General features: G+C 57.9%; 17 protein-coding genes and 1 riboswitch. Of the genes, 13 read left to right on the top strand and 4 right to left on the bottom strand.

Going from position 1 to position 24910, the window contains the following annotated elements; translation table 11 throughout:
- Position 1: 1 nt before the first annotated feature.
- Together ACMYSP_RS00265 and ACMYSP_RS00260 are read left to right on the top strand one after the other, a co-directional pair.
- A complete protein-coding gene (locus ACMYSP_RS00265) occupies positions 2 to 2302 on the top strand; it encodes an FdhF/YdeP family oxidoreductase (protein ID WP_434584857.1) in 2301 nt (766 codons plus the stop codon).
- Positions 2303 to 2545: 243 nt separating this feature from the next.
- The gene (locus ACMYSP_RS00260; RefSeq protein ID WP_434584856.1) at positions 2546 to 3430 is read left to right on the top strand and encodes a LysR family transcriptional regulator; all 885 of its coding nucleotides are present in this window, start codon (positions 2546 to 2548) and stop codon (positions 3428 to 3430) included.
- Between the two features lie 19 nt (positions 3431 to 3449).
- On the opposite strand, the gene ACMYSP_RS00255 is transcribed toward ACMYSP_RS00260, so the two are convergent.
- The 3 genes from ACMYSP_RS00255 to ACMYSP_RS00245 all read right to left on the bottom strand — a co-directional run bounded on the left by ACMYSP_RS00255 (position 3450) and on the right by ACMYSP_RS00245 (position 6549).
- Positions 3450 to 3887, bottom strand: coding sequence for a hypothetical protein (locus ACMYSP_RS00255; protein ID WP_434584854.1), 438 nt, complete (start codon positions 3885 to 3887; stop codon positions 3450 to 3452).
- A gap of 133 nt (positions 3888 to 4020) precedes the next feature.
- Complete coding sequence (locus ACMYSP_RS00250) at positions 4021 to 5430, bottom strand: MFS transporter (protein WP_434584853.1); 1410 nt, start codon at positions 5428 to 5430, stop codon at positions 4021 to 4023.
- 522 nt (positions 5431 to 5952) lie between these two features.
- Positions 5953 to 6549, bottom strand: coding sequence for a helix-turn-helix domain-containing protein (locus tag ACMYSP_RS00245; protein WP_434584852.1), 597 nt, complete (start codon positions 6547 to 6549; stop codon positions 5953 to 5955).
- 958 nt (positions 6550 to 7507) lie between these two features.
- On the opposite strand from ACMYSP_RS00245, the gene ACMYSP_RS00240 reads away from it, so the two are divergent.
- Positions 7508 to 7690 (top strand): hypothetical protein, encoded by a 183-nt coding sequence (locus tag ACMYSP_RS00240; protein WP_434584851.1) that lies wholly within the window; start codon positions 7508 to 7510, stop codon positions 7688 to 7690.
- Positions 7691 to 7783: 93 nt separating this feature from the next.
- On the top strand, positions 7784 to 8815 hold the full coding sequence (locus tag ACMYSP_RS00235) for a YadA-like family protein (protein WP_434584849.1): 1032 nt from the start codon (positions 7784 to 7786) through the stop codon (positions 8813 to 8815).
- Positions 8816 to 9027: 212 nt separating this feature from the next.
- Here ACMYSP_RS00235 and katG read toward each other — a convergent pair whose 3' ends face one another.
- A complete protein-coding gene (katG, locus tag ACMYSP_RS00230) occupies positions 9028 to 11205 on the bottom strand; it encodes a catalase/peroxidase HPI (RefSeq protein ID WP_434584848.1) in 2178 nt (725 codons plus the stop codon).
- Positions 11206 to 11730: 525 nt separating this feature from the next.
- Positions 11731 to 11829: riboswitch (guanidine-I (ykkC/yxkD leader) on the top strand.
- 59 nt (positions 11830 to 11888) lie between these two features.
- Between katG and ACMYSP_RS00225 the strand changes: the two genes are divergently transcribed.
- From ACMYSP_RS00225 to ACMYSP_RS00185, 9 genes are all read left to right on the top strand, one after another.
- Entirely contained in the window at positions 11889 to 12947 is a 1059-nt protein-coding gene (locus tag ACMYSP_RS00225; protein ID WP_434584846.1) for a putative urea ABC transporter substrate-binding protein, read from the top strand.
- A 24-nt stretch (positions 12948 to 12971) separates the two neighbouring features.
- Positions 12972 to 13787 (top strand): ABC transporter permease, encoded by an 816-nt coding sequence (locus ACMYSP_RS00220; RefSeq protein ID WP_434584844.1) that lies wholly within the window; start codon positions 12972 to 12974, stop codon positions 13785 to 13787.
- A complete protein-coding gene (locus ACMYSP_RS00215) occupies positions 13784 to 14563 on the top strand; it encodes an ABC transporter ATP-binding protein (RefSeq protein WP_434584843.1) in 780 nt (259 codons plus the stop codon). Before ACMYSP_RS00220 ends, ACMYSP_RS00215 begins: the two co-directional genes overlap by 4 nt.
- A 4-nt stretch (positions 14564 to 14567) precedes the next feature.
- Complete coding sequence (locus ACMYSP_RS00210) at positions 14568 to 15296, top strand: urea amidolyase associated protein UAAP1 (RefSeq protein ID WP_434584842.1); 729 nt, start codon at positions 14568 to 14570, stop codon at positions 15294 to 15296.
- A gap of 10 nt (positions 15297 to 15306) precedes the next feature.
- Positions 15307 to 15942 carry an urea amidolyase associated protein UAAP2 gene (locus ACMYSP_RS00205; RefSeq protein WP_434584841.1) on the top strand — a complete coding sequence of 212 codons (636 nt, stop codon included), beginning with the start codon at positions 15307 to 15309 and terminating at the stop codon, positions 15940 to 15942.
- Between the two features lie 170 nt (positions 15943 to 16112).
- Positions 16113 to 19718, top strand: coding sequence for an urea carboxylase (gene uca, locus ACMYSP_RS00200; RefSeq protein ID WP_434584840.1), 3606 nt, complete (start codon positions 16113 to 16115; stop codon positions 19716 to 19718).
- Complete coding sequence (atzF, locus tag ACMYSP_RS00195; protein ID WP_434584839.1) at positions 19715 to 21514, top strand: allophanate hydrolase; 1800 nt, start codon at positions 19715 to 19717, stop codon at positions 21512 to 21514. Before uca ends, atzF begins: the two co-directional genes overlap by 4 nt.
- 209 nt (positions 21515 to 21723) lie before the next feature.
- A complete protein-coding gene (gene mrdA / locus ACMYSP_RS00190; protein ID WP_434584838.1) occupies positions 21724 to 23646 on the top strand; it encodes a penicillin-binding protein 2 in 1923 nt (640 codons plus the stop codon).
- Positions 23647 to 23843: 197 nt separating this feature from the next.
- Entirely contained in the window at positions 23844 to 24836 is a 993-nt protein-coding gene (locus tag ACMYSP_RS00185; RefSeq protein ID WP_434584836.1) for an alpha/beta fold hydrolase, read from the top strand.
- The last annotated feature ends 74 nt before the right edge of the window (positions 24837 to 24910 follow it).

Genomic DNA, 24910 nt, shown 5'->3' with positions numbered 1-24910 from the left:
TATGAACATGAAAAGACGCGCAGTGCCTGGCGTGCATCCCTATGACGGTCCGGCCGGCGGCTGGGGCGCGCTGAAAGCGACCGCCATCGCTGTACGTACTCAAATGGATGCCCTCGTTGCGCCGCAAACCCTGCTTCGCACAAACCAACCGGATGGTTTTGATTGCCCCGGCTGCGCGTGGCCGGACAAAGAACACAAGTCAACTTTCCAGTTTTGTGAAAACGGCGCCAAAGCGGTGACCTGGGAAGCGACCAGCAAGCGCGTGACTCCGGCGTTTCTGGCGGCGAACACGGTCAGTTCGCTGCTGGCAAAAAGTGATTTTGAACTGGAAGGCTACGGGCGTATCACCACGCCGTTGGTCTACGACCGGGACAGCGATACGCTGCGTCCGACCTCGTGGGAGCAGGCTTTCGCGCGTATCGGCGAGGTGGTCAGCACCATGGCGCCGGACGAGGTGGAGTTCTATACCTCCGGCCGTGCCTCCAACGAAGCGGCGTATCTGTTCCAGCTGTTTGCCCGCGAACTGGGTACCAACAACTTCCCGGATTGCTCCAATATGTGCCATGAATCGACCAGCGTCGGGCTGCCGCAGTCGATCGGGATTGGCAAGGGAACGGTATCGCTGGATGATTTTGACACTACCGAACTGGTGATTTCTATCGGTCATAATCCCGGCACCAACCACCCGCGGATGATGGGGACACTGCATGAGCTGTCGCGTCGTGGGGTGCCGATTATCGTCTTTAACCCGTTGAAAGAACGCGCGCTGGAGCGCTTTGCCGATCCGCAAAACGTTATCGAAATGGCGACCTACGGCTCCACGGATATCGCCTCAACCTATTTCCAGGTCAAAGCAGGCGGTGACGCCGCAGCACTGAAGGGCATTGCCCGGGCGCTGCTGGAGATGGAAGAGGCGCAGGGTAACGTTCTCGACCGCCAGTTTATCGCCGAACATACCCAAAACTTTCAGGCCTTTGCCGACGATTTACTCGCCACCCGGTGGCAGGATATCGAGCGTGAATCTGGCCTGACCCAGGCGGACCTGCAGCGGGTGGCGCAAGCCTATGCAGCGTCGAAGGCGACGATCGTTACCTACGGCATGGGGATCACCCAGCACAATAAAGGGACCTCAAACGTCCGGCTGATCGCCGACCTGCTGCTGATGCGCGGCAATATCGGTAAGCCCGGCGCCGGGATTTGCCCGTTACGCGGTCACTCAAACGTTCAGGGAAACCGCACCGTTGGCATTACCGAGAAACCGAGCGCCAGCTTCCTTGCGAAGTTGCAGGCGGAATTTGGTTTCGTGCCGCCGCAGGAACATGGCCATGATGCGGTGAAAGCGCTGCAGGCGATGATCGAGGGTAAATCGAAGGTGCTGTTGTGCCTCGGCGGTAATTTTGCGGTGGCGATGCCCGATCATGAGCGGGCCTTCCCGGCGATGCGCGGGCTGGATCTCAGCGTACATGTTGGCACCAAACTTAACCGCTCGCATCTGCTGGTGGCAAAAGAGACCTTTATTCTGCCGTGCCTGGGGCGTACCGAGCTGGATGAGCAGGAGAGCGGGCGTCAGTCGATCACCGTGGAAGATTCGATGTCGATGGTCCACGCCTCGTCGGGCAAGCTGAAACCGGCCTCGCCGCACCTGCGTTCGGAGCCGGCGATTGTGGCGGGCATGGCGATGGCGGTGCTGCCCGCCAGCAAAATCGACTGGCTTGCACTGGTGGCGGATTACGACCGTATCCGCGATCTGATCGAACGGACCATCCCCGGTTTTGATAACTACAACCAGCGGATTCGCCACCCGGGTGGTTTCCGGATGCCGTTGCCGCCAACGGAGCGTATCTGGCCGACCCCAAGCGGTAAAGCAATGTTCTCAGTATTCCACGGGGTCCATGAAAATGTGCAGGTCGAAGGCGAAGAGGTCATGCGGCTGGTGACCTTGCGCAGCCACGACCAGTACAACACCACCATTTACGCTATGGATGACCGCTACCGCGGTATTTTCGGTCGCCGCGACGTGCTGTTTATGAACGAGCAGGATATGGCAAAGCAGGGGCTGGAGCATGGCGACCGGGTGGATATCACCACTGCCTTGCCGGACAGCGATCTGCGGCTGGAGGATATTACGCTGGTGGCCTACAGTATCGCTCCCGGTACCGTCGGTGCCTATTATCCGGAAGCTAACGTGTTGGTTCCGCTGGACTATATCGATCAGGAAAGCGGCACGCCGTCTTATAAGTCGGTGCCGATTCGTCTGACTCTGCGTTCGAAAGAGATCCTGCCGCTTGCCGGTGTGCGTTAACCCCTTACGTCCGGCCGCCGGGAGACACCGGCGGCCGGATGGTCACTGTTTTACGCCCGCACTCAACTTCCCCAATCACCGAACTGCTGCCATTCCCGAATGGCACTGCATCGCATGACCGGCGTGTCTTGTATTTGCCCGATGCGGAACGTAACATTTAGCTAACATGTTTTTTCCGCGACGAACGAGGTCTGCATCGTCGCGAGGTTCGTCATTAGCGGACGGTTCTACACCGGGTCAACCATGGATATCAAACAGCTCAAATACCTGATCGCTCTCGATCAAACCCGTCATTTTGGCCAGGCCGCGGCGCTTTGCCATATCACGCAACCCACCTTGTCCATGCGTATTCGCAGTCTGGAAGAGGAGCTGAATCTGGTACTGATTCAGCGAGGACAGCGCTTCGAGGGCTTTACGGCGGAGGGCGAGCGCATTCTGGCGTGGGCGCGGGCGCTGCTGGCGGCCCATGACGGGCTGGAAGCGGAGGCAGCGATTTGCCGCGGTCAGATGGTGGGGCAATTGCGGGTCGGGATGGTGCCGCTGGCCAGCCTTAACCCGATGCAGTTGATTAAACCGCTCAGCGAGAAATACCCTGAGCTGCAGTTCAGCCTGCTGTCGCTGACTTCTGAGCAGATTATCGACGGCGTGAGCCGCAACCAGCTCGATCTTGGGATCTGTTATCTGCACCATGTCGACAGCCAGCTTTTCCATGTGCAGTGGCTCCCGACCACGCGGATGGGGTTGCTGCACGATAAACGCCACTTTCAGTTTGCCCAGGGCACCCCGGACTGGGAGGCGCTGGCCGCGTTGCCGCTCGGTTTTCTTACCAAAGGGATGTACTACCGCGAATCTATCGAGATGAGCTTTAAGGGCAAAGGACTGACGCCGAAAACGGTGTTTGAAAGCGACTCGACCTTTCAGATAATCCAGGCGGTACAGGCCGGGATCTGCTGTGCGATTATGCCGCTCAACAATGGGCTGGAGGCGCTAAGCGATAATCTCGACATTATTCCCATCGCCGAGACAGAAGTGGATTCCATGCTGGCGCTGATTATGCGTAATAAAGAGCCGGTATCGTCGCTGGCGGAAAAATGTTTTGCCGATGCCCGGCAGATTTTTAAGGTGTAGCCTTTAGCATACCGACGACCTATTTGCAGCCATCCTGATTGAGACGGGTAAATAACGTTTCAAAGGATCCTTCATGCAGAATATCGCCTTGCAGTACCGAGACCCTGAGAGTAAATGAGGGCGCAAACAGGGCGTTGAGATCGGGGTAGTTGAGCTGGCGCAACCCGCAGGCGGCGTACAGTTTGCCGGCTGGCGTGGTGGATCCGCTCCGGGCCACCGTCTCCAGAGTATTGACGGCATCAGCAGACGCAACGATGGAGGCCAGCGCCTGTTGTTCATCATTGTTATGCGCCATAAAACCGTTAGCACCGCGGGAGAAATAAACGGCGGCACTGATTATATCGCTCGGCAGCGGTGCTGATTGTGCCGCGAGAGCAGGCGTTGACAGAATGGCGATTAACGCCAGAACCAGCCGGTTGGGAAGTGTGGCGGACTTTCTTTTTCCATTGATAAACATGATGACGCTCCTTGTCATGGGGATAAAACAGCTGACAGGAGTAATAACATGGGGATCGGTATCGCGCAATGAAGCTACTTTGCTTTCTGGCAGCGCGCCGCCAGGAATTACCCGGCGGCACGGCACGCGGTTATCAGATATCTTCCAGCTGAATGCCGCGGGTTTTCGGGCCAAAAATACCCACCGACAGCATTACCATCAGCATGCTGACCACGATAAAGCTAATCACCCCCGGCGCCCCGGCGTATTGCAGAATAATACCGATCAGAATGCTGGTTATCGCCGTTGACAGGCGGCTGAAGGAGTAGCAGAAGCCAACCGCGCGGGCGCGAATATGGGTCGGGAACACCTCGGCCTGATAGGCGTGGTAGCTGATGGTCAACCAGGCGTTAGACCAGGTGATCATAAAGCCGCAGATCACCAGCATCACCGGGTTGTTCTGCAGGGCAAACAGGGTACCGAACACCACCGTCATCAGGGCCGAAAGCACGATTTGCCATTTGTTCTCAAAGCGGTGAACAAAACGGGTGCAGAACAGGCAGCCAATCGGGTAGGCGAGGGTGATGAAAAAGGCGTACAGCAGGCTGTGGGTAATGCTGGCGCCCTGGCCGGACAGCAGCGCCGGCAGCCAGTTGCCGAAACCAAAGAAGCCAATCGCCTGGAAGAAGTTCATCACCATGAGCATGATTGTGCGTCGGCGATACTCCGGCGCCCAGATGGCTTTAAAGGAGCCGGTTGTGCGCTGGGTCTGGCTGGTGTCGGGTTGATGCCGTGCCGAAGGGGCGATGCCGCAGCGTTGTTCCATTTCACTCATCACCGCGTGGGCGTCCTGATGGCGGCCTTTGACCTCCAGCCAGCGGGCGGACTCCGGCAGTTTTTTGCGAATCACCCAGATGATCAGCGAACACAGGGCGCCGAAAATAATCACCCAGCGCCAGCCGGTCAGGCCGAAGAGGGTGATAGGCACCAGCATCCACGACATTAACGCCACGGCGGGCACCGACAGAAACTGAATAAAGAAGGCGAAGGCAAAGGCTTTGTTGCGCAGGTGCGTCGGCACCCATTCGCTCAGGTAGGTATCGATGGTGACCAACTCAATGCCCAGCCCGATGCCCACCAGGAAGCGGCAGAAGATGACCCCTTCGGCGCTGTTCTGAAAGGCCATCAGCAGCGAAAACACGCCATACCACGCCAGCGCAAACATAAAGGTCAGGCGGCGGCCTAATTTGTCCGCCAGCGGTGCCAGCAGGCTGGCGCCGATAAACAATCCGAAGAAGGTGGCTGAGGCAAACGCGGCCTGATCCGAGATACCAAAAATCCCCTGTTGGCCGGTATGGAAGATGTTTTCGGCCAGCAGTCCGGTACTGATGTAGCCGGTCTGGAACAGATCGTAGAGTTCAAAGAAGCCGCCCAGCGCCAGGAGCGTAATAAACGACCACAGGCCAAATGAGGCAGGCAGGGCATCAATACGCTGGGTTAAGCTGGTGTGGGAGTGTCCTGGGGACGCAAAAGGCGCATCTCCCAGAACCTGGGTGGTAGACATATTATTATTTTCCTCAGATAAAATGTTTGCCTGCTAATGTTATTGGATTGTTAATGGTTTTAAATTTTTAATTCGGGCTTCCAGCGGAGTTGTTCAGCAAAAAATCTCGCACATGAAAAAAGCGCCTGTTAAAAAAACTGGTTTTCACCGCAGGCAGGCGCAGGATCTGAAGTAAATGACCATGCCATAAGATTCAGGAATGATTGCAGGTGAGTTCGCGGAGACGCAAAGGGCTTTAATCCTGAGGGTATAAATGTGGGCAGAGAAATTGCCTGATGGCGCTGACAGCTGACCGATAGTAATAACGTGGGGGATGACTATCGGCCTGCTAACGGGTTGAACGTATAAACAAAATTTGCGTTAAAAATTAACCCGGCGTAGATTGTGGACGAAATAACAAGAACGCGTAATTTATACCTGACATGGCGGAACACCAGTAATGCAGACGGTATTTATCGTCGGACCGGAAGGGGAATTGACCCCCGTTACTCCCCCCGACGAAGTGGTTTTAATTGAGGGTTTTTACAGCCTTCTGAATTCATTGACAATGAACAACACGGGGCCGATCACGGAAGATAAAGGGGCATTAACGGAGGGAATCGCCGGGTCATCAGACTGAAGCAGGCAGGTATCAGGCTCAACCCCTTCCTTGAAACGCCAGACCGACACTCGATGATGGCGTTCCACCACCACATAATCATTCATCCCCGGCACTTTGCTGGTGTCAATCACCACGATTGACCCTATGGGTGCCACATTCACCATACCATCCCGGTCCATAATATAGGCGCGCCACTCGGGTTCTGAGCGGGTTACCGGTGAAGTAATCACGTCCCCGGTTTTGCCATCGACATCATAAACCGGCACGATTTTGGACTGATCAAGCGCCTCTGTTTCGCCGTTCTCACGGCCGGTAATGGGTTCAGTGCCGTTGGCCAGCCAGGCGAAGTTCACCCCCAACGCCTGGGCGATAGCGGGCAGTTCGCGCGACTTCTTAGAGTGGCCGTTGATGATCTTCCAGATGGTGGGTTGGCTGACACCTGCACGTGTGGCCAGTTGCGTCTGGGTTACCTGTTTCATGTCCATTATGTAGGTCAAACGTTCTGAGACCGTTTTCATCAATACTCTTCCTTTGTTCAATTCACCACGCACCCACGCTATCGCCGCGTTGACGCCTGACGGGGATATGCACGGCCCACGACCAGGTCGTATCCAGCGAAGGAACGGTCTTAACCTACCGGCCCCGATGATGTGTCTGACACCGAAAATCTCAATTCATTACCAAGGTATAAAATAACAACCTGAAATTAACAATGATGCATCAAACAAGCTGAATTATGCCTGATATAGTCTACAGGGAAACTAACGGGTATGACACAGGGGAATGTCCGATTATGAGGGTGGGAATGATACATCGGCGTTATTGATGTCAGGAATAACGAACCTGCTTGTCATGTTTTGTTTTCCTGCTGGTAAGCAGAATGTTACATCCGCACCGAGCGGAAAAAGGCATTGCAGCAGGCAGATACGATATTTTTTAACACAGCATACGTTATACAACATCGTGGGTGCTTCTGAGATGCAAAAAGCTGCTTCGGTAGTTCAGCCGCATTCCGTGGGTCTTTTTTTTGTCAAAATACTCATTCTATTGAGTAAGCAAGCATAACGTCTTTCAGGCATCATCCCGTCACTCTCAGTGCATCGACTTTACCCACGACCAGCCGCATTGTGTTTGCTCACCGCGCGCCGATTTATACCCAAATGCATAACAAACACACTACAGGAAAAACAAGTTCATTGATCAAAATGAGGCTTTCTGACGAAAAAACAACAATTGAAAACAGGCTTCAAACAATTAAATAGAATAATAAAAACAAATAAATGACCTGTTTCGGACCAGCGTTTCAATGTACGGTAAATGCCGCCTTTATTTGTCATACAAATAATTCAGAATAAATCAAAGACATAGAATAATAACCGATAGAATCCAAATAATTATTCTTTACAGAATAATTGTATGTTTGTATCTTGCAGCGGTCCTCAACGAGACGGGGACACCGGGTTTCAGGGGATCACTATGCAATACACCCAGAAAAATGCGTCCGGTGGAAACGATGGACTGGTGAAATTACAGGCGAGAGTTGCAAAAGATTCTGCCGAATACGTCAGACGATTGGCCTTTCATCGGGAACAGAAAAAGCAGGATTTAGTCAACCAGATTATTCAGGACTATATGAGTCGCAATCCGCTTCCCATATAAAAAGAATAGGTGGCGTGAAAGTTTGCAGACCTTCACGCCGGTACTACTCACGGGGTTGCAGCCCCGCAAAACTCACTTACAAGGGTATTTTAGATGTCTAAGAAAATTTTTGCATTAACAGTTTGCGCTTTACTGGTTTCATCCGTAAGTGCCGCCAATGCCTCCAGTACTTTTGGTCGTCAGTACATCGACGCTAAAAACGAAGTCACTACCGTTGACGGCCCGACCACGTCTGATGCCGATAATGCTACGCTGTATCGCAGCAATGTGAATGCCGCCGTTGCCGCTCAGGTGCAGCAGCAGAGCCACCTGCTTTCTCACCCGGTGAACAGCGTTCCGGCGAACTTTGGCCAGTCCTATATTGATGCAAAAAACGAACAACAGGCTCATACCATCGGTGAGCACCTCGACGCACCATCCCATATCGTCAGCGAACCGGGCGCACATCTTGATGCAACCAGCCATGTTGCGATTGAACCCGGTTCACACCTCGATAGTTCCAGTGCAGATCGTAAAGCGAGCCAGCGCGCAGAAGGTGAAGCCCGCATTGCCGCTGAACGCATTCGTACCAACAGCCAGGTGAGCGCGCTGCAGCAGGCAGAAGGCGAGGCAAAAGTGATTGCCAACCAGCGTCGTACCGCTTCGCAGCAGGCAAATCCTGAGCAATCCGTTCTGGATGTGCGTAGTGATTTAGCGGCTTCTCAGGCTGCTATCGATGCCAACAGCCAGGCAGTGGCGGATGCTAATCAGAATCTGGCGGCCAATCGTCAGGCGCTGGCGGAATCCAACCAGCGGGTAGCAGCGAACAGCAAAGCGATTGCCGATCAGGATCAGAAGATCTCCAGCCTCAGCAAGCATTACGATGACCTGAATAAAACCGTTAATGACAACCGCAAAGATGCTTCTGCCGGTATCGCTGGTGTGGCGGCAATGGCTAACATCCCGCAGGTTACTCAGGGGCAAACGTTCGCGGTCGGCGCGGGCGTTGGTAACCATGACAGCGAATCAGCGCTGGCGGTGGGTGCTTCCGCTCGTATCAATGATAACTGGGTGGTTAAAGCGTCCGTCTCTGATGATACTCAGTCCAACTTCACCGTCGGTGCAGGCGCATCCTACGGTTGGTAATGTCTCCCACCTGATGTGCCTTTAACTTTCATTTTGACAGACTGATTTGATTGATTTGCCCGGGTCGCCCGGGCTTTTTTCCCCTCCGCCATGCTAACCCGCATACGCCTGATCATGTATTCGCAGGGGAAACCTGAATGCTGTGTTATGACGTAGGGTGCGTGCAAAGAGAGAGAAACCCCGGCGGGCAAGGCGCCGGCCGGGGAGGGAGATTACAGATCGTAACGGTCGAGGTTCATCACTTTGGTCCAGGCGGCAACAAAGTCTTTCACCAGTTTCTGCTGTGCATCCTGGCAGGCGTAAACTTCCGCCAGGGCGCGCAGTACCGAGTTGGAGCCGAAGACCAGATCGGCACGTGTCGCGGTGTACTTGCTTTCACCGCTCTTACGATCGCGACCTTCAAACAGTTCACCCTGTTCGTCGGTGGCGTTCCAGACGGTCGACATGCTGAGTAAGTTCACGAAGAAGTCGTTGCTCAGAACGCCGACGCGGTCGGTAAAGACCCCATGCTGACCGCCGTCATAGTTGGCACCCAGCACCCGCAGGCCGCCGACCAGTACCGTCATTTCCGGCGCGGTCAGGGTTAACTGCTGTGCTTTATCCAGCAGTAAGGTTTCGGTCGATACACCACCTTCAATGCGGCGATAGTTACGGAAACCATCCGCCAGCGGCTCCAGCAGATCGAAAGATTCGATATCGGTCTGATCCTGACGAGCATCTACGCGACCCGGTGCAAAAGGTACGCTGACCTGAACCCCGGCGGCTGCCGCCGCTTGTTCAACGCCCACCACACCGGCCAGCACGATGATATCCGCCAGCGACGCTTTGCCTGAGGCTTTCTGAATCGCCTGCAGTGTCGGCAGTACGCGTGCCGCAACGGCGTTGACCGGCCAGTCTTTTTGCGGTGCCAGTGCCAGACGCGCGCCGTTGGCTCCGCCACGTTTATCACCACCACGGAAGGTGGAAGCGGAGGCCCAGGCCACGGATACCAACTCGCTCACCGACAGATTCGCATCAGCGATAGCGGTTTTCAGCGTCGCAATATCTGCCGGCGTTGGGTTATGGCTGGCTGCCGGTAACGGGTCTTGCCAGATCAGATCTTCTTTCGGAACTTCCGGGCCGAGGTAACGGGATTTTGGCCCCATATCACGGTGGATCAGTTTGAACCAGGCGCGGGCAAAGGCTTCATTGAAGGCCTGCGGATCGTTCAGGAAACGGCGGGAAATCTTGCCAAATTCCGGGTCGAAGCGCAGCGTCAGGTCGGTGACCAGCATCGTCGGCTTACGTTTTTTCTCCGGATCGAACGGATCGGGGATCAGATCCGGCGCGTCTTTGGCTTCGAACTGGATAGCGCCAGCCGGGCTACGGGTCTGGACCCACTCGTATTTGAACAGGTTCTCGAAGAAGTAGTTGCTCCACTGGGTCGGGGTCTGGGTCCAGACCACTTCAAGACCCGAGGTGATGGCATCGGCACCTGCGCCGCTACCGAAGCTGCTGCTCCAGCCGAGGCCCTGGGCCTCAATCGGTGCGGCTTCCGGCTCCGCGCCTACGTGGCTGGTTACCGCGGCACCGTGGGTTTTACCCAGGGTATGACCGCCGGCGATCAGGGCGACGATCTCTTCATCATCCATCGCCATGTTGCCAAAGGTTGCACGAATGGCGGCGGCGGCGGAGAGTGGGTCACCGCTGGCGTTCGGGCCTTCCGGGTTAACGTAGATCAGCCCCATCTCGGTAGCCCCTAGCGGCTGTTGCGCCAGGCTCTCCGGGTGACGGTGTTCGAGCCAGGCTTTCTCATGGCCCCAGTCAACATCGAGATCCGGTTCCCAGACGTCTTCACGACCGGCGCCGAAACCAAAGGTGCGGAAACCGGCGTTTTCCAGCGCCACGTTACCCGCCAGCATATACAGGTCGGCCCAGGAGATTTTCTGGCCATATTTTTGTTTCACCGGCCACAGCAGACGACGGGCTTTATCGAGGCTGACGTTGTCCGGCCAGGAGTTCAGCGGCGCAAAACGCTGCTGGCCACGACCCGCGCCGCCACGCCCGTCAACGGTACGATAGGTACCGGCGCCGTGCCAGGCCATACGAATAAACAGCCCGATATAGCTACCCCAGTCTGCCGGCCACCACTCTTGTGAGTCGGTCAGCAGCGCGCGCAGATCGGCTTTCAGCGCGGCGTAGTCGAGTTTCTTAAACTCTTCGCGGTAGTTAAAATTCTCACCCAGCGGGTTTGAGCGGTTGGAATGCTGGCTCAGCAGGTCAACGCGCAGTTGGTTCGGCCACCAGTCGCGGTTGCCGGTGCCGGTGCCGGCACTTTGTGTGGGCGTCCCTGTGTGAAAAGGGCACTTCCCGGCGGTTGCGTTGTTCGATGGATCGTTCGACGTGCTCATATCAGGCTCCGTTTGCTTTTGTGAATGCCATTACGATATACATTGCTTCCAATAACTGATACTCGAATGAATCTACGGAATTAATAGTTATATCCTTTTAACAATGGGCGATAAAGAAATCCATAGAATAGTTGTGGGTAAGCGCAAAATACGTAAACCCGCTTACGCTCATTCTCATTAGCTAATGAGTATAGGACACTGCCGCGACTCGTCTGGCGATAAAAGCAGCACTTACATAAAAGCTAAGCATGTGAATTCCAGTGAGTTACTGCTCATTAAGGCCGAAAAGCAGAAATAACCTGCCGGTGGGCCTGATTTATCGCGTATATCCCGCCGTTATTCCCAGTGGTTATTTTACGGGGCAGGTGGGCTGCACCAATTCGACGCATTGCCCCAAAACTACTCCCCATTGTGGTGTGATTCTCGGTAATCATCAGGTATCCACCTGAATTTAGGCGTTTTATTTTCTGGCATGCACTTTGCTTTTAATCAAGCAGAAGGCAGCGCAACATACAATTGAGATGACCAATAGCTGGCTAGGGTTCCGGTTCATGTAAGTGAATGTCTGGTCCGAGAGCTGGCGACCTCTGCGAGGTTACACGGCGGGACAAAAGCCCGGGAGACAGCAGCACCGTCAGGTGTCGCGCTGCTCCTGTTATTTTTGTGCCAACCAGAGGTTCATCATGAAGAGATCCCGCGTCATCCGTAGTTTCGTGTTATCGCTGGCGCTGCTGGCCAGTTCTCCTTCCTTTGCCGCCGTCAAAAAAGAGTTCAACGTCTGCTGGACTATCTATGCCGGCTGGATGCCCTGGGGCGCCATCAATAACGAAAAAATCATTGATAAATGGGCCACAAAGTACGGCATCAAAATCAATATCGTTCAGCTCAACGACTACATCGAGTCGATTAACCAATATACCGCCGGCCAGTTTGATGGCTGCACCATGACCAACATGGATGCGTTGACCATTCCTGCGGCGGGGGGCGTCGACACTACCGCGCTGATCACCGGCAGCTATTCCGACGGTAATGACGGCATCGTGCTGAAAGGCGTCGATAAAAAGCTCGGCGATCTGAAAGGGATGCAGGTGTATCTCCCGGAACTGTCGGTATCGCACTATCTGCTGGTTCGCGGCCTTGAGAAGGCGGGTCTGCAGGAAAAAGATGTCAAAGTGGTGAACACCTCCGACGCCGATATTGTCTCGGCCTTCGGTACCAACAGTGTGCGCGCTACCGTGGCATGGAACCCGCAACTGTCGGCCATCAAAAAGACCCCACAAACCACGGAAGTCTTTAGCTCCGCACAGGTGCCTGGCGAGCTTATCGACATGATGGTGGTCAATACCCAAACCCTGAAAGATAACCCGGCGCTGGGTAAAGCCTTGACCGGCGCCTGGTTTGAAATGATGAGCAAAATGCACGCCGGCGATAAGCCTGCGCTGAACGCGATGGCGGCAGATTCCGGAACCGATCTTGCCGGTTACCAGGCGCAGCTGAAAACGACCCATCTGTTCTGGACCCCGGCAGAGACGTTGACCTTTATCAGCGACCCGGAGCTGGCAAAAACCATGCAGCGCGTGGCGCAGTTCTCCTTTGATAAAGGGCTGCTCGGCGAGGGCGCGCAAAGCGCTGACTTCATCGGCATGGGCTTCCCGGGCAACGTCACCGTCGGCGACAGCGGCAACATCCGCCTGCGCTTTGACGACAGCTACCTGAAAATGGCCGCCGCAGGCCAGCTCTGATCCTTGACCACGGGAGTGATCGCCATGCGACAAATTAACCGCCATCCACAGCAGGGCATGCGGCTGATGCTGATGCTATTGCCCTTTGTGTTACTGATTGCCGCCTGGTGTTTTGGTTCTGCCATCCGTCTTGAGGCAAACCCCCAGGACAAACTGCTGCCGGGGCTATCGCAGATGGCCTCCGCGGTCGAACGGATGGCGTTTATGCCGGACAAACGCAGCGGCGAATACCTGCTGTGGGCCGACACCCTGATTAGCCTGACCCGCCTGCTGATCGGGCTGGCGGTGTCGGCGCTGATTGGCCTGAGCATCGGTATCGTCGCCGGGGTGTTTCCGGTCTATCGCGCCGCACTGTCACCGCTGATGACCGTGGTGTCGATGGTGCCGCCGCTGGCGATCCTGCCGGTGCTGTTTATTGTCTTTGGCCTCGACGAGCTGTCAAAGGTGATGCTGATTGTGATCGGCATTACCCCGATGCTGGCCCGTGACCTTGAGCAACGGGCGCGGGAAATTCCGGCGGAGCTGTTTATCAAGGCGCAGACCCTCGGCGCCAACAGCTGGACGGTGGTGCTGCGGGTGGTGTTGCCGCAGCTGCTCTCGCGCTTAATCACTTCGCTGCGCCTGCTGCTCGGCTCGGCCTGGCTGTTCCTGATTTCAGCGGAGGCCATTTCCGCCACCGCCGGGCTGGGGTACCGCATTTTTCTGGTCCGCCGCTACATGGCGATGGACGTGATTATCCCCTACGTCATCTGGATAACCCTGCTGGCCTGGCTGATGGATCTGGCGCTGCGCCAGCTGCACAAAGTCTGCTTCCCGTGGGCCGAAGGAGGCCGGGCATGAGTTTTATCACCATCAAAAATATCTGGCAGGAATACGGCGACCACGTGGTGCTGGAACGCATCAATTTAACGGTGAAAGAAGGGGAGTTTTGCTCGATGGTCGGGGCCTCCGGCTGCGGTAAATCGACGTTCTTACGCCTGCTCTTGGGCCAGGAGACGCCGACACGGGGGCTGATTACCCTTGACGGCCAGCCGCTTGCCGCCGAGCCGGACCGCAGCCGCGGCGTGGTGTTTCAGCGCTATTCCGTTTTTCCACACCTCAACGTGCTGGATAACGTTGCGGTCGGTCTGGAGCTGCCGGCCGCCCCCTGCTTTGGTCGTCTGTTTGGCGCCCGCAAACGCGCGGCCCGCGAACTGGCGGCGCAGATGCTGGAGAAAGTCGGCCTTTCTCATGCGCTGGATCGCTACCCGGCGCAGCTTTCCGGTGGGATGCAGCAGCGGCTGGCGATCGCCCAGGCGTTCGTGATGCAGCCGCGGGTACTGTTGCTCGACGAACCGTTCGGCGCGCTCGACCCCGGCATTCGCAAAGATATGCACGGCCTGTTGCTCCAGTTGTGGAGCGAGACGCGGATGACGGTCTTTATGGTCACCCACGACCTGGCCGAAGGGTTCAACCTCGGCACCCGACTGCTGGTTTTCGACAAAGTACGCCACGACCCGCAGGCCCCTAACGCCTACGGCGCGCGCATTACCTACGATATTCCGCTCAACGAGACCCGAATGTCGCAAATGCTCGGTACCGGCACCCATGACAACGTCTACACCTTAAGGAGATAGCCTGATGACCACGCTTTTACACACTTCACCGAGCCTGCGCGAAGAACGCCTGCCGGGCGGGGGGCAGACCTCGTTTATTCTGCGTCGTGGACAGATCCTGCGGCTCACCGACCTCGACGGCGGCGCGAATGTCAGCATGATGATGCTCAACCCGCATGAAAAGAGCGAACGACTGAACCTGCCGGATACCCTCAAAGGACAACACACCGCGCGCCTGACACGCGGGCACTGTTTCTACTCCGATATGGGAAGGGTGCTGGCCGGTATCGTCGCCGACAGCTGCGGCTGGCACGACCCCTTTGGCGGCGTGCTCAATGCCGAGGAGACGGCGGAAAAATATGGCACCGGCCGCTACCAGGAGCTGCGCAACGCGTTTCATCGCAATGGGACCGACAACCTGCTGGTTGAAATGGGCAAATGGGATCTCGGCCTCGAGGACCTGCTGATGGTGGTCAACTTCTTCAGCAAAGTGACCGTCGATAGCGAGGGGCGTTTCGCGTTTTGCACCGCGCACTCCGCGCCGGGGAGCTACGTGGAACTGTTTGCTCCGATGGACGTGCTGATGGTGATGACCGCGATGCCGCATCCGCTGGATCCCGCCACCGACTACGCGCCACGCCCGGTCCAGTTGAGCTGGTACCAGGCCGACGACGAGCAGGCCACGGTGGAGTCGCTGTTTACCCGCGATGAGAACCAGCGCGCCTTTACCAACACCCAGCTGTTTGCCCTTTAAGGAGTCTGCGATGAACCTTGTCACCAGTACCCGTAACCCGGCTGATGCCGTCTATCGCCACGAGATCCCGGCGGGCGAACCCTGGATGTTTGAAATCAAACAGGGCCAGACCCTGCGCCTGCTCGACCTTGAAGGCAATCAGGCCGTCGATACCCTGTTTTACCATGCCGATAACCCGCGCGAACGGTACGATGCGCAGCGCACGTTGCGCCGTCAGGGTAACGTCTACCTGACAACCGGCAGCGTGCTGTACTCCAATCTCGGCCACCCGTTACTGACCATCGTGGCCGATACCTGCGGGCGTCACGACACCCTCGGCGGCGCCTGCGCCCAGGAGAGCAACACCGTGCGCTATGCCCTGGACAAGCGTTACATGCACAGCTGCCGGGACAACTTCCTGTGCGCCTGTCTGCATGATGGCCGGCTGCATAAGCGCGATATCGCCGCCAACATCAACTTCTTTATGAACGTCCCGGTGACCGAAGCGGGCGGCCTGACCTTCGAAGACGGGATCTCCGGGGCCGGGAAGTACGTTGAACTGCGCGCCGAATGCAACATTATCGTGCTGATCTCCAACTGTCCGCAGCTCAATAACCCGTGCAACGGCTGGAACCCAACGCCGGCAGAGGTGCTGGTATGGAACTGAACCGCTGGCAACGCTGGCGCCTGCTGGCCTACCGCCTGTTTGCCGTCCGCGCCGAACGTCTGACAACGACACCCACGCGTAAGCCCTGAACCCTTACGCGCCCCGGGGACGACCCTGGGGAGGCTGATTCTTTTGCTGCGGGACGACCCGCCACGATGTGAGTCCCGTGTATGTTCAAGACCTTACTGATTGCTAACCGTGGCGCCATTGCCTGTCGAATTCTGCGGACCTTACGCACCATGCAGGTGAAAGGCGTGGCGGTCTATTCTGATGCGGACCTGAGCAGTCTGCACATTCGCGAAGCCGATGAGGCCATTAGCCTCGGCGATGGCCCGGCGGCGCAAACCTATCTGGTGACCGACAAGATCATTGCCGCCGCACTTAACAGCGGGGCCGAGGCGATTCATCCCGGCTACGGTTTTTTGTCGGAAAATGCCGCGTTTGCTGAAGCCTGCGAAGCCGCCGGGCTGGTGTTTGTCGGTCCGACCCCGGAGCAGTTGCGAACCTTTGGCCTGAAACATACCGCCAGAGCGCTGGCTAAAGCACAGGGCGTACCGATGCTGGAAGGTACTGGCCTGCTGGCCGACAGCGGCGAAGCGTGCCGCGCGGCACAAACTATCGGCTATCCGGTGATGCTGAAAAGCACCGCCGGTGGCGGCGGTATCGGGATGCGGGTGTGCTATGACGCAGCCGAACTGGCGGAAGCCTTTGAAACCGTGCAGCGTCTCGGCAAGAACAACTTTAGCGATGCCGGCGTATTCGTTGAAAAATACATTGAACGCGCCCGCCATCTGGAAGTGCAGATCTTCGGCGACGGTCGCGGCGAGGTGATCGCCATCGGGGTGCGCGACTGTTCGATCCAGCGGCGTAATCAGAAAGTGATCGAAGAAACCCCGGCGCCCGGCTTACCGGCAGGCATGGCGCAGGCTCTCTGTGATGCTGCGGTTGCCCTCGGTAAAGCCGTGAGCTATCGCAGCGCCGGGACGGTGGAGTTTGTCTACGACAGCGCGGCGCAGCGCTTCTATTTTCTCGAAGTAAACACCCGTCTGCAGGTGGAGCACGGCGTCACCGAGCAGGTCTGGGGCGTCGACCTGGTGGGCTGGATGATTGCCCTGGCCGCGGGTGATTTACCGCCGCTGTCCACGTTGCTGGATGGGCTGAAACCGCGCGGCCACGCGATTCAGGCGCGAGTGTACGCCGAAGATCCGGGCCGCCAGTTCCAGCCGTCGCCGGGGCTGCTGACCGAAGTAGCGTTTCCGCCGGCGGATGGCAAGACCCTGCGTATTGACCGTTGGGTGGAAGCTGGCTGCGAAGTCCCGGCCTTCTTTGACCCGATGCTGGCAAAAGTGATCGCTTACGCGGATGACCGCGACACGGCAATAGCTGAACTGGCGCAGGCGCTGGCGGCGACCCGACTGTATGGCGTCGAAACCAACCGGCTGTACCTGCAGCAAATTCTGGCGTTCGCGCCATTTGCCGACGGTAAACCCTGGACACGTTGTCTGGATCAGCTGCGCTACCGGGCCACGACCGTCGAGGTCCTCGGTGCCGGAACGCAAACCAGCGTGCAGGATTATCCCGGCCGCCTGGGCTACTGGGCGGTTGGCGTCCCGCCATCCGGGCCGATGGACGACCGGGCGCTGCGTCTGGGCAACCGCCTGCTGGGCAACCCACAAGGCGAGGCGGCGCTGGAGATCACCCTTAACGGGCCGACGCTGAAATTTAACTGCCAGACCCAGGCGGTAGTTAGCGGGGCAGAGATAGCGGTGACGCTGGACGGCATTGCCCAGGTGATGAATCAGGTCTTTACCATCCCCGCCGGCGCAACATTGAAAATCGGGGCCGTGGCCGACGCCGGCGTGCGCAGCTATCTCTGCCTGCGCGGCGGGATCCAGGTTCCCGAGTATCTCGGTAGCAAAAGCACCTTTACGCTGGGGCAGTTCGGCGGCCATGCCGGACGCGCGCTACGCAGCGGGGACGTGTTACATCTCGCGCCAGATACCCAGACGGTGCCGGACGCCACGCTGCCTGCGGCGCTGGCGGCGCCTCTCGCAGAGACCCGCACGCTGCGGGTCATTTATGGCCCACACGGCGCGCCGGAGTTTTTTGCCGCGGACTATATCGACACCTTTTTTGCCACTGACTGGGAGGTGCATTTTAACTCCAGCCGCACCGGGGTACGACTGATTGGCCCTAAACCGTTATGGGCGCGCGACAGCGGCGGCGAAGCGGGGCTGCATCCATCGAATATTCACGATAACCCCTATGCCGTCGGCGCGGTGGATTTCACCGGCGACATGCCGGTGATCCTCGGGCCCGACGGGCCGAGCCTCGGCGGGTTTGTCTGCCCGGTGACGGTCATTGAAGCCGACCTGTGGCAGCTTGGGCAACTGAAAGCCGGCGATAAAGTCCGCTTTGTGGCGGTCGATCTGCCTACCGCTCGTCAGCTGGCGGCGGGCTACCGCTCAGAGCTGGCAACCCTCGAGGCCGCCAGCGTTGCCTGGCAACCCGCGCCCCTGAGTTCGCCGATTGTGATGAACTGCGGCGAGGCGGATAAACGCCTGGTGGCGCGACTGTCCGGCGATACTCACCTGCTGCTGGAGGCGGGGGAACCGGAACTGGATCTGGTGCTGCGTTTTCGCATTCACGCCCTGATGCAGGCGCTGGAAGGACAGTCCCGCCCTGGGGTGATCGACCTGACGCCTGGCATCCGTTCGTTGCAGGTTCACTTCCAGCCGGAAACCCTGACCCTCGACACGTTGCTGGCGTGGGTAGCGAGCGAGTGGGCCACGGTATGCGTCAGCGACGATTTACAGGTGCCGACGCGAGTGGTGCATCTGCCACTGTCATGGGATGACCCGGCCTGCCGCAAGGCCATCGACAAGTACATGACCACCGTGCGTCGGGATGCGCCGTGGTGTCCGAGCAACCTCGAATTTATCCGCCGGATTAACGACCTGCCGGACGAAACGGCGGTGTGGCAGACGGTATTCGACGCCAGCTATCTGGTGATGGGGCTGGGGGATGTCTATCTTGGCGCGCCGGTAGCGACGCCGCTCGACCCGCGTCACCGCCTGGTAACCACCAAATACAACCCGGCGCGCACCTGGACCGCGGAAAACTCGGTCGGTATCGGCGGGGCCTATTTGTGCGTCTACGGTATGGAAGGCCCCGGCGGCTACCAGTTTGTCGGCCGCACGCTGCAGATGTGGAATCGCTATCATGACGTTGCCGATTTTGCCGGCAAGCCATGGCTGCTGCGCTTCTTCGATCAGTTGCGTTTTTACCCGGTGTCCGCCGATGAACTGCTGCAGATCCGTCGCGACTTCCCTCTGGGGCGCTATCCGCTGCGCATCGAACACAGTACGTTGCGTCTGGCGGAGTACCAGCAGTTCCTCGCGCGTGAGGCGGCGAGCATTGACGCATTTCGTGAACATCAGCAGCGCGCTTTTAACGAGGAGCGCGATCGTTGGATCGCCAGCGGACAGGCGCATTTCGACAGCCAGGAAGCGCTGAGCGAAGAGGGCGAGGACACCCCGCTTGAAGGGGGACAGCAGGGGGTGGAAAGCCCCATTTCCGGCAACCTGTGGCAGGTGCAGACCGTGGCGGGCAGCCGGGTTCGTGCTGGCGACGTGCTGCTGGTCCTTGAGTCGATGAAAATGGAGATCCCGCTGTTGGCGCCGTGCGATGGCGTGATCCAGCAGGTTAATGTTCAACCCGGGGCGTCGGTTCGCGCCGGGCAACGCGTAGCGGTAATTCTGGAGGAAAAAGCATGAGCCAGCAGACCTTTGATTTACGCCTGACGAGTCTGGCGCAGGCGTATCAACACGGAGATTTTACGCCGCGCGAGCTGCTGGCCGATCTGCGCCAGCGGGCGCAGGCGCTGAACCCGGAATATCAGCTGTTTATCCATATTCTGACGGCCGAGGAACAGGAGCCGTGGCTGACGGCACTCGACGGCGTTGCCCCGCACACTCTGCCGCTGTACGGCGTGCCGTTCGCCATCAAAGATAATATCGATCTGGCCGGGATCGCCACCACCGCCGCCTGTCCTGCGTGGTCGCGCACCGCGACCCAGGATGCCACCATCGTGGCGCAGCTTATTGCCCTCGGCGCGATCCCGGTCGGCAAAACCAACCTCGATCAGTTCGCCACCGGCCTCAACGGCACCCGCTCGCCGTACGGACGCTGTCGCAATGCCTATCATGCGGACTATCCGTCCGGCGGTTCAAGCTCCGGGTCGGCGCTGGCGGTGGCGCTGGGCGTCGCCAGTTTTGCTCTCGGCACCGATACCGCAGGCAGCGGACGCGTACCGGCTTCGCTGAATAATCTGGTTGGCCTGAAGGCCAGTAAAGGGCTGATATCCACCGCCGGAGTCCTCCCGGCCTGCCGGACGCTGGACTGTACCACCTTCCTGACCGCTACCGCAGAAGAAGCCAGCCAGCTGCTGGCGCTGACCGCGCAATATGATCCGCGGGATGCCTACAGCCGTCGTAACCCGCAGTGGAACGGCCGTCAGGCGTTTGGTACCCCGCCGGCCCGTTTTCACTTCGGGGTTCCGCAGACGCTGAACTTCCTCGGCTGTCCGCAGAGCGAGGCGCTGTTTATGCAGGCCAAAGCACGGTTGATGGCGCTTGGCGGGGTGCCGGTCAGTCTCGATATGACGCCGTTCCTCGATGCCGCCCGCCTGTTGTATGAGGGGCCGTGGGTAGCGGAACGCTATGCGGTGGTGGGGCCGTTGATTGAACAGCAGCCGGAGGCGGTCCTGCCGGTGATCCGCGACGTGCTGGCAAAAGCGCCGCAGACCGATGCGGTGGCGACCTTCAAAGCGATGTACCAGCTGCAGGGCTATAAGGCACAGTGCGATGCGCTGCTGGAGGGGCTGGACTGCGTGCTCACGCCGACCTATCCCCGCCCGGTCACCCTGGCGGAGCTGGAAGCCGAACCGGTGACGCGCAATGCCGACCTCGGTTACTACACCAACTTTATGAACCTGCTGGATTACGCGGCGGTCAACGTGCCGGTCGGCTTTATGGACAACGGTCTGCCCTCCGGCGTAACCCTGTTTGGCCGGGTCTTTACCGATCAATACCTGCTCGGGCTGGCGGATGCGTTCCAGCGGATCCAGCCGCTGCCGCTGGTTGGCGGTAACCGGGTTGCCGCTGCGTTGCCGGTCACCCAGGCCAGTCACGATCGTCTCTCTCTGGTGGTGTGCGGCGCCCATCTTGACGGGCTGGCGCTGAACGGCCAGCTGCGGGAGCGGGGTGGACGTCTGCTGACGGCGACGCAAAGCGCCGCCCATTACCGGCTGTACGCCCTGGCTGACGGCAAACGTCCGGGCATGGTCCGGGATAACAACCAGGGCGCGGCGATCGCCGTGGAAGTCTGGGATCTACCCTCTGCGGAAATGGGTTCGCTGCTGGCTGCCATCCCCGCGCCATTGGGGCTGGGGAAGGTAGAGCTGGCGGATGGCCGCTGGCTGAGCGGGTTTATCTGTGAGGCTTATGGTCTGCAGGGCGCCACCGATATTACCGACTTTGGCGGCTGGCGCGCCTGGCTGAATCGCCAGTAATCCCCGAGGCCTCTGCCTGCATCAGGCAGAGGTTCTTACGTGACAGTGTCACCTGTAAATTCGCACCATTATCCTTTCAGCTTAACATGCTGAAACATTTCTCCTAATTCATTAGCAACCTTTCAGTAGGGCTAACGCCTTGATAAGGCTATCCTGCTGCGCTTTTTCTTTTTTTAGCCTTCCATTGAAACTCAAGTGAATTGCCGTTAATGAGCCAATTGAGAGATGAAATACGCGATCACTCAGCAGAAGAGATGCTGTTTATTCGTCGAGCCGTGGTCGCATTTCTACTGGTTGTGGTCTGTTTTGGCGTGCTGATTTTTAACCTCTATCACCTGCAGGTTGAGCAGCATGACTTTTATCAGACCCGATCGAACCAGAATGACATCAAAATGGTGCCTATCGCGCCGAGCCGCGGGCTTATTTTCGACCGTAACGGTATCCCGTTGGTACAGAACATCACCCTGTATCGTTTAGAGGTGATCCCCAGCAAAATCCCGGATATGACTGCGTTGCTGAACGCCTTAACGCCGATCGTCGATTTAACCCCGGACGATATCGCCAGCTTCCGTGACGACATGCACCACAACAGCCGCTACAAACCGGTGACCCTGAAGTCGGATCTGAGCGACGTGGAAGTGGCCCGTTTTGCGGTGAACGAGTTTCATTTTCCCGGCGTTACGGTAGAGAACTACCAGCAACGCGATTACCCCTATGGCGCGCAGCTGGCCCACGTGGTGGGCTATGTCTCAAAAATCAACGATAGCGACCTGCAACGGCTGGCGAAAAACGGCGAGGCGGAGAACTATGCCGCGGACCACAATATCGGCAAGCAGGGCATTGAAGGCTATTACGAGCAGCAGCTGCACGGCACCACCGGCTATCAGGAAGTGGAGGTGGATAACCACGGACGCGTCGTGCGCCTGCTCAAAGAGGTGCCGCCGGTAGCCGGAAAGAATATCTATCTGACGCTGGATTTGCATTTGCAGCAGTACATTGAAGGGGTGCTGAAAGGCCAACGCGCGGCGGTGGTTGCCGTCGACCCGCGCGATGGTGGCGTGCTGGCGATGGTCTCCAGCCCAAGCTATGACCCGAATCCGTTTGTTAAAGGCATTGGTTATAAAGCCTATCGTTCGCTGCTCGATAACCAGGATCGTCCGTTGATCAACCGCGTTACCCAGGGGCTGTATCCCCCGGCGTCCACGGTAAAACCTTATATGGCGCTCTCGGCGCTCTCCGCCGGTGTGATTACGCCCAACACCAGCTTCTTTGGTGCGCCAACCTGGACGCTACCCGGCACCCAACGCCGCTACCGTGACTGGCTGAAAAGCGGCCACGGGATGTTGAATGTGACCAAAGCGATCGAAGAGTCCGCCGACACCTTCTTCTATCAGGTGGCCTTTGAAATGGGTATCGACCGGATCCATAGCTGGTTGAGCAAGTTTGGTTACGGCCAGTCCACCGGCATCGATTTGAACGAAGAGTATGCCGGCGTGCTGCCGAGCCGCGAATGGAAGCAGCGGGTCCACAAGAAGCCGTGGTATCAAGGGGACACCATTTCGGTGGGGATCGGCCAGGGGTACTGGATCGCCACGCCGATCCAGATGGTGAAAGCGCTGACCACGCTTATCAACAACGGGAAGGTGAAAAATCCCCATCTGCTGTATTCAATGAAGCAGGGCAATAAAGTCGAGCGCTATCAGCCGCCGGAGAATACCCCGCAGGTGGGCGACCCGAAATCGCCGTACTGGGGCATCGTGCGCAACGGGATGTACGGGATGGCGAACCTGCCGAACGGCACCGGCTATAAACTGTTCCATACCGCGCCGTATCAGATTGCAGCGAAATCCGGGACCTCGCAGGTCTTTAGCCTGAAAGAGAATCAAACCTACAACGCTAAGATGATCCCGGTGCGCCTGCGCGACCACATCTTCTACACCTTGTTTGCGCCGTATCAGCATCCGAAGGTAGCGATGGCGCTGATTCTGGAGAACGGCGGCGGCGATGGCGTGGTAGCAGGGCCGACGGCGCGCGCTATCCTCGACCACATCTTTGATCCGGCCAATGCCCCGGACGTTGCTGCCGGGACCGATCCTCAGGTTCCGCAGGTGGACAGCGCCGACGCGCAATAACCGGCCAACGCCCGGCCAGCTTCTGGCCGGGCGCTCTTCTGCAGCCATTCGGTACTGCTTTGTACCACATTGTATCTGGCGTGCCGCGCTCTACACAGTGATACAAAAACCCAGCTGTTCCACCATATGCCATATACAAAACCCTGCTTAACTGTTGGCGTACTCTCTTATTTCTCCGTTAACAGGTGGGGTTGCTAATGAACACAATATCTCTGTTCCGTAAAGGTAGCGCGCTGATGCTGGCGGTATCGGCACTGTGGTCGGCGGGCGTATGTGCGGCGGAAGATGCCGATGCCTTCAATCATATTCAACACATTAAGGCCGGTGACCTGAACGTCGGCTATGTCGATATCGGCCCACGCGATGGTCAACCGGTTATCCTGCTGCACGGCTGGCCGTACGATATTCATAGCTACGAGAAGGTGGCGCCAGCGTTAGCCCAAAAAGGTTTTCGCGTGATCGTGCCTTACCTGCGCGGCTATGGCAGCACGCAGTTTCTCTCCGCCAGCACCCCGCGTAACGGCCAGCCTTCGGCCCTGGCGGAAGATATTGTCCACCTGATGGATGCCCTGCAGATTAAACAGGCCGATTTCGCCGGGTTTGACTGGGGCGCGCGGACGGCGGACATCGTGGCGGCGCTGTGGCCGGAACGGGTGAAATCGCTGGTTTCGGTGAGCGGGTATCTGATTAGCAGTCAGCAGGTGGGTGAAAAACCGCTGCCGCCACAGGCGGAGTTGTCATGGTGGTATCAGTTTTATTTCGCCACCGCGCGTGGTGAAGCGGGCTATCGTCAGAACACCCATGATTTTGCGCAGCTGATCTGGCATCAGGCCTCGCCGGGCTGGACATTCAGCAACGCCGACTTCGACCGCAGCGCCAAAGCGCTGGATAACCCGGACCATGTCGCGGTGACGGTGAGTAACTATCGCTGGCGGTTGGGGATTGATAAAAGCGAACCGCGCTATGCAGCCTATGAGCAAAAGCTGGCGCAGCTGCCGCCGATTAGCGTGCCGACCATCACCCTTGAGGGTGACAACAACGGCGCGCCGCATCCGAAACCGGAAAGCTATCGGGCGAAATTTACCGGAAAATATCAGCACCGTACCTTAACCGGCAACATCGGCCACAACCCGCCTCAGGAAGATCCGCAGGAGTTTGCGCAAGCGGTGATTGATGCCGACCGGCTGTAGCCCCTGCGCCGGGAGCGTGGGGTTGCGCTTCCGGCAACAACGCATATTCTTTTTGAGTTGTACTCATTCTGAAT

Source organism: Klebsiella sp. R390 (assembly GCF_051131745.1).
In the GTDB taxonomy this organism is placed as follows: domain Bacteria; phylum Pseudomonadota; class Gammaproteobacteria; order Enterobacterales; family Enterobacteriaceae; genus Klebsiella.
Note: the sequence above shows the minus strand (reverse complement) of the source record. Positions and strands in the feature narration are given on the sequence as shown.

Coding starts and splice junctions, on each gene's coding strand:
- ACMYSP_RS00265 (WP_434584857.1), top strand. CDS start 2: ATGAACATGAAAAGACGCGCAGTGCCTGGCGTGCATCCCTATGACGGT.
- ACMYSP_RS00260 (WP_434584856.1), top strand. CDS start 2,546: ATGGATATCAAACAGCTCAAATACCTGATCGCTCTCGATCAAACCCGT.
- ACMYSP_RS00255 (WP_434584854.1), bottom strand. CDS start 3,887: ATGTTTATCAATGGAAAAAGAAAGTCCGCCACACTTCCCAACCGGCTG.
- ACMYSP_RS00250 (WP_434584853.1), bottom strand. CDS start 5,430: ATGTCTACCACCCAGGTTCTGGGAGATGCGCCTTTTGCGTCCCCAGGA.
- ACMYSP_RS00245 (WP_434584852.1), bottom strand. CDS start 6,549: ATGAAAACGGTCTCAGAACGTTTGACCTACATAATGGACATGAAACAG.
- ACMYSP_RS00240 (WP_434584851.1), top strand. CDS start 7,508: ATGCAATACACCCAGAAAAATGCGTCCGGTGGAAACGATGGACTGGTG.
- ACMYSP_RS00235 (WP_434584849.1), top strand. CDS start 7,784: ATGTCTAAGAAAATTTTTGCATTAACAGTTTGCGCTTTACTGGTTTCA.
- katG (WP_434584848.1), bottom strand. CDS start 11,205: ATGAGCACGTCGAACGATCCATCGAACAACGCAACCGCCGGGAAGTGC.
- ACMYSP_RS00225 (WP_434584846.1), top strand. CDS start 11,889: ATGAAGAGATCCCGCGTCATCCGTAGTTTCGTGTTATCGCTGGCGCTG.
- ACMYSP_RS00220 (WP_434584844.1), top strand. CDS start 12,972: ATGCGACAAATTAACCGCCATCCACAGCAGGGCATGCGGCTGATGCTG.
- ACMYSP_RS00215 (WP_434584843.1), top strand. CDS start 13,784: ATGAGTTTTATCACCATCAAAAATATCTGGCAGGAATACGGCGACCAC.
- ACMYSP_RS00210 (WP_434584842.1), top strand. CDS start 14,568: ATGACCACGCTTTTACACACTTCACCGAGCCTGCGCGAAGAACGCCTG.
- ACMYSP_RS00205 (WP_434584841.1), top strand. CDS start 15,307: ATGAACCTTGTCACCAGTACCCGTAACCCGGCTGATGCCGTCTATCGC.
- uca (WP_434584840.1), top strand. CDS start 16,113: ATGTTCAAGACCTTACTGATTGCTAACCGTGGCGCCATTGCCTGTCGA.
- atzF (WP_434584839.1), top strand. CDS start 19,715: ATGAGCCAGCAGACCTTTGATTTACGCCTGACGAGTCTGGCGCAGGCG.
- mrdA (WP_434584838.1), top strand. CDS start 21,724: ATGAGCCAATTGAGAGATGAAATACGCGATCACTCAGCAGAAGAGATG.
- ACMYSP_RS00185 (WP_434584836.1), top strand. CDS start 23,844: ATGAACACAATATCTCTGTTCCGTAAAGGTAGCGCGCTGATGCTGGCG.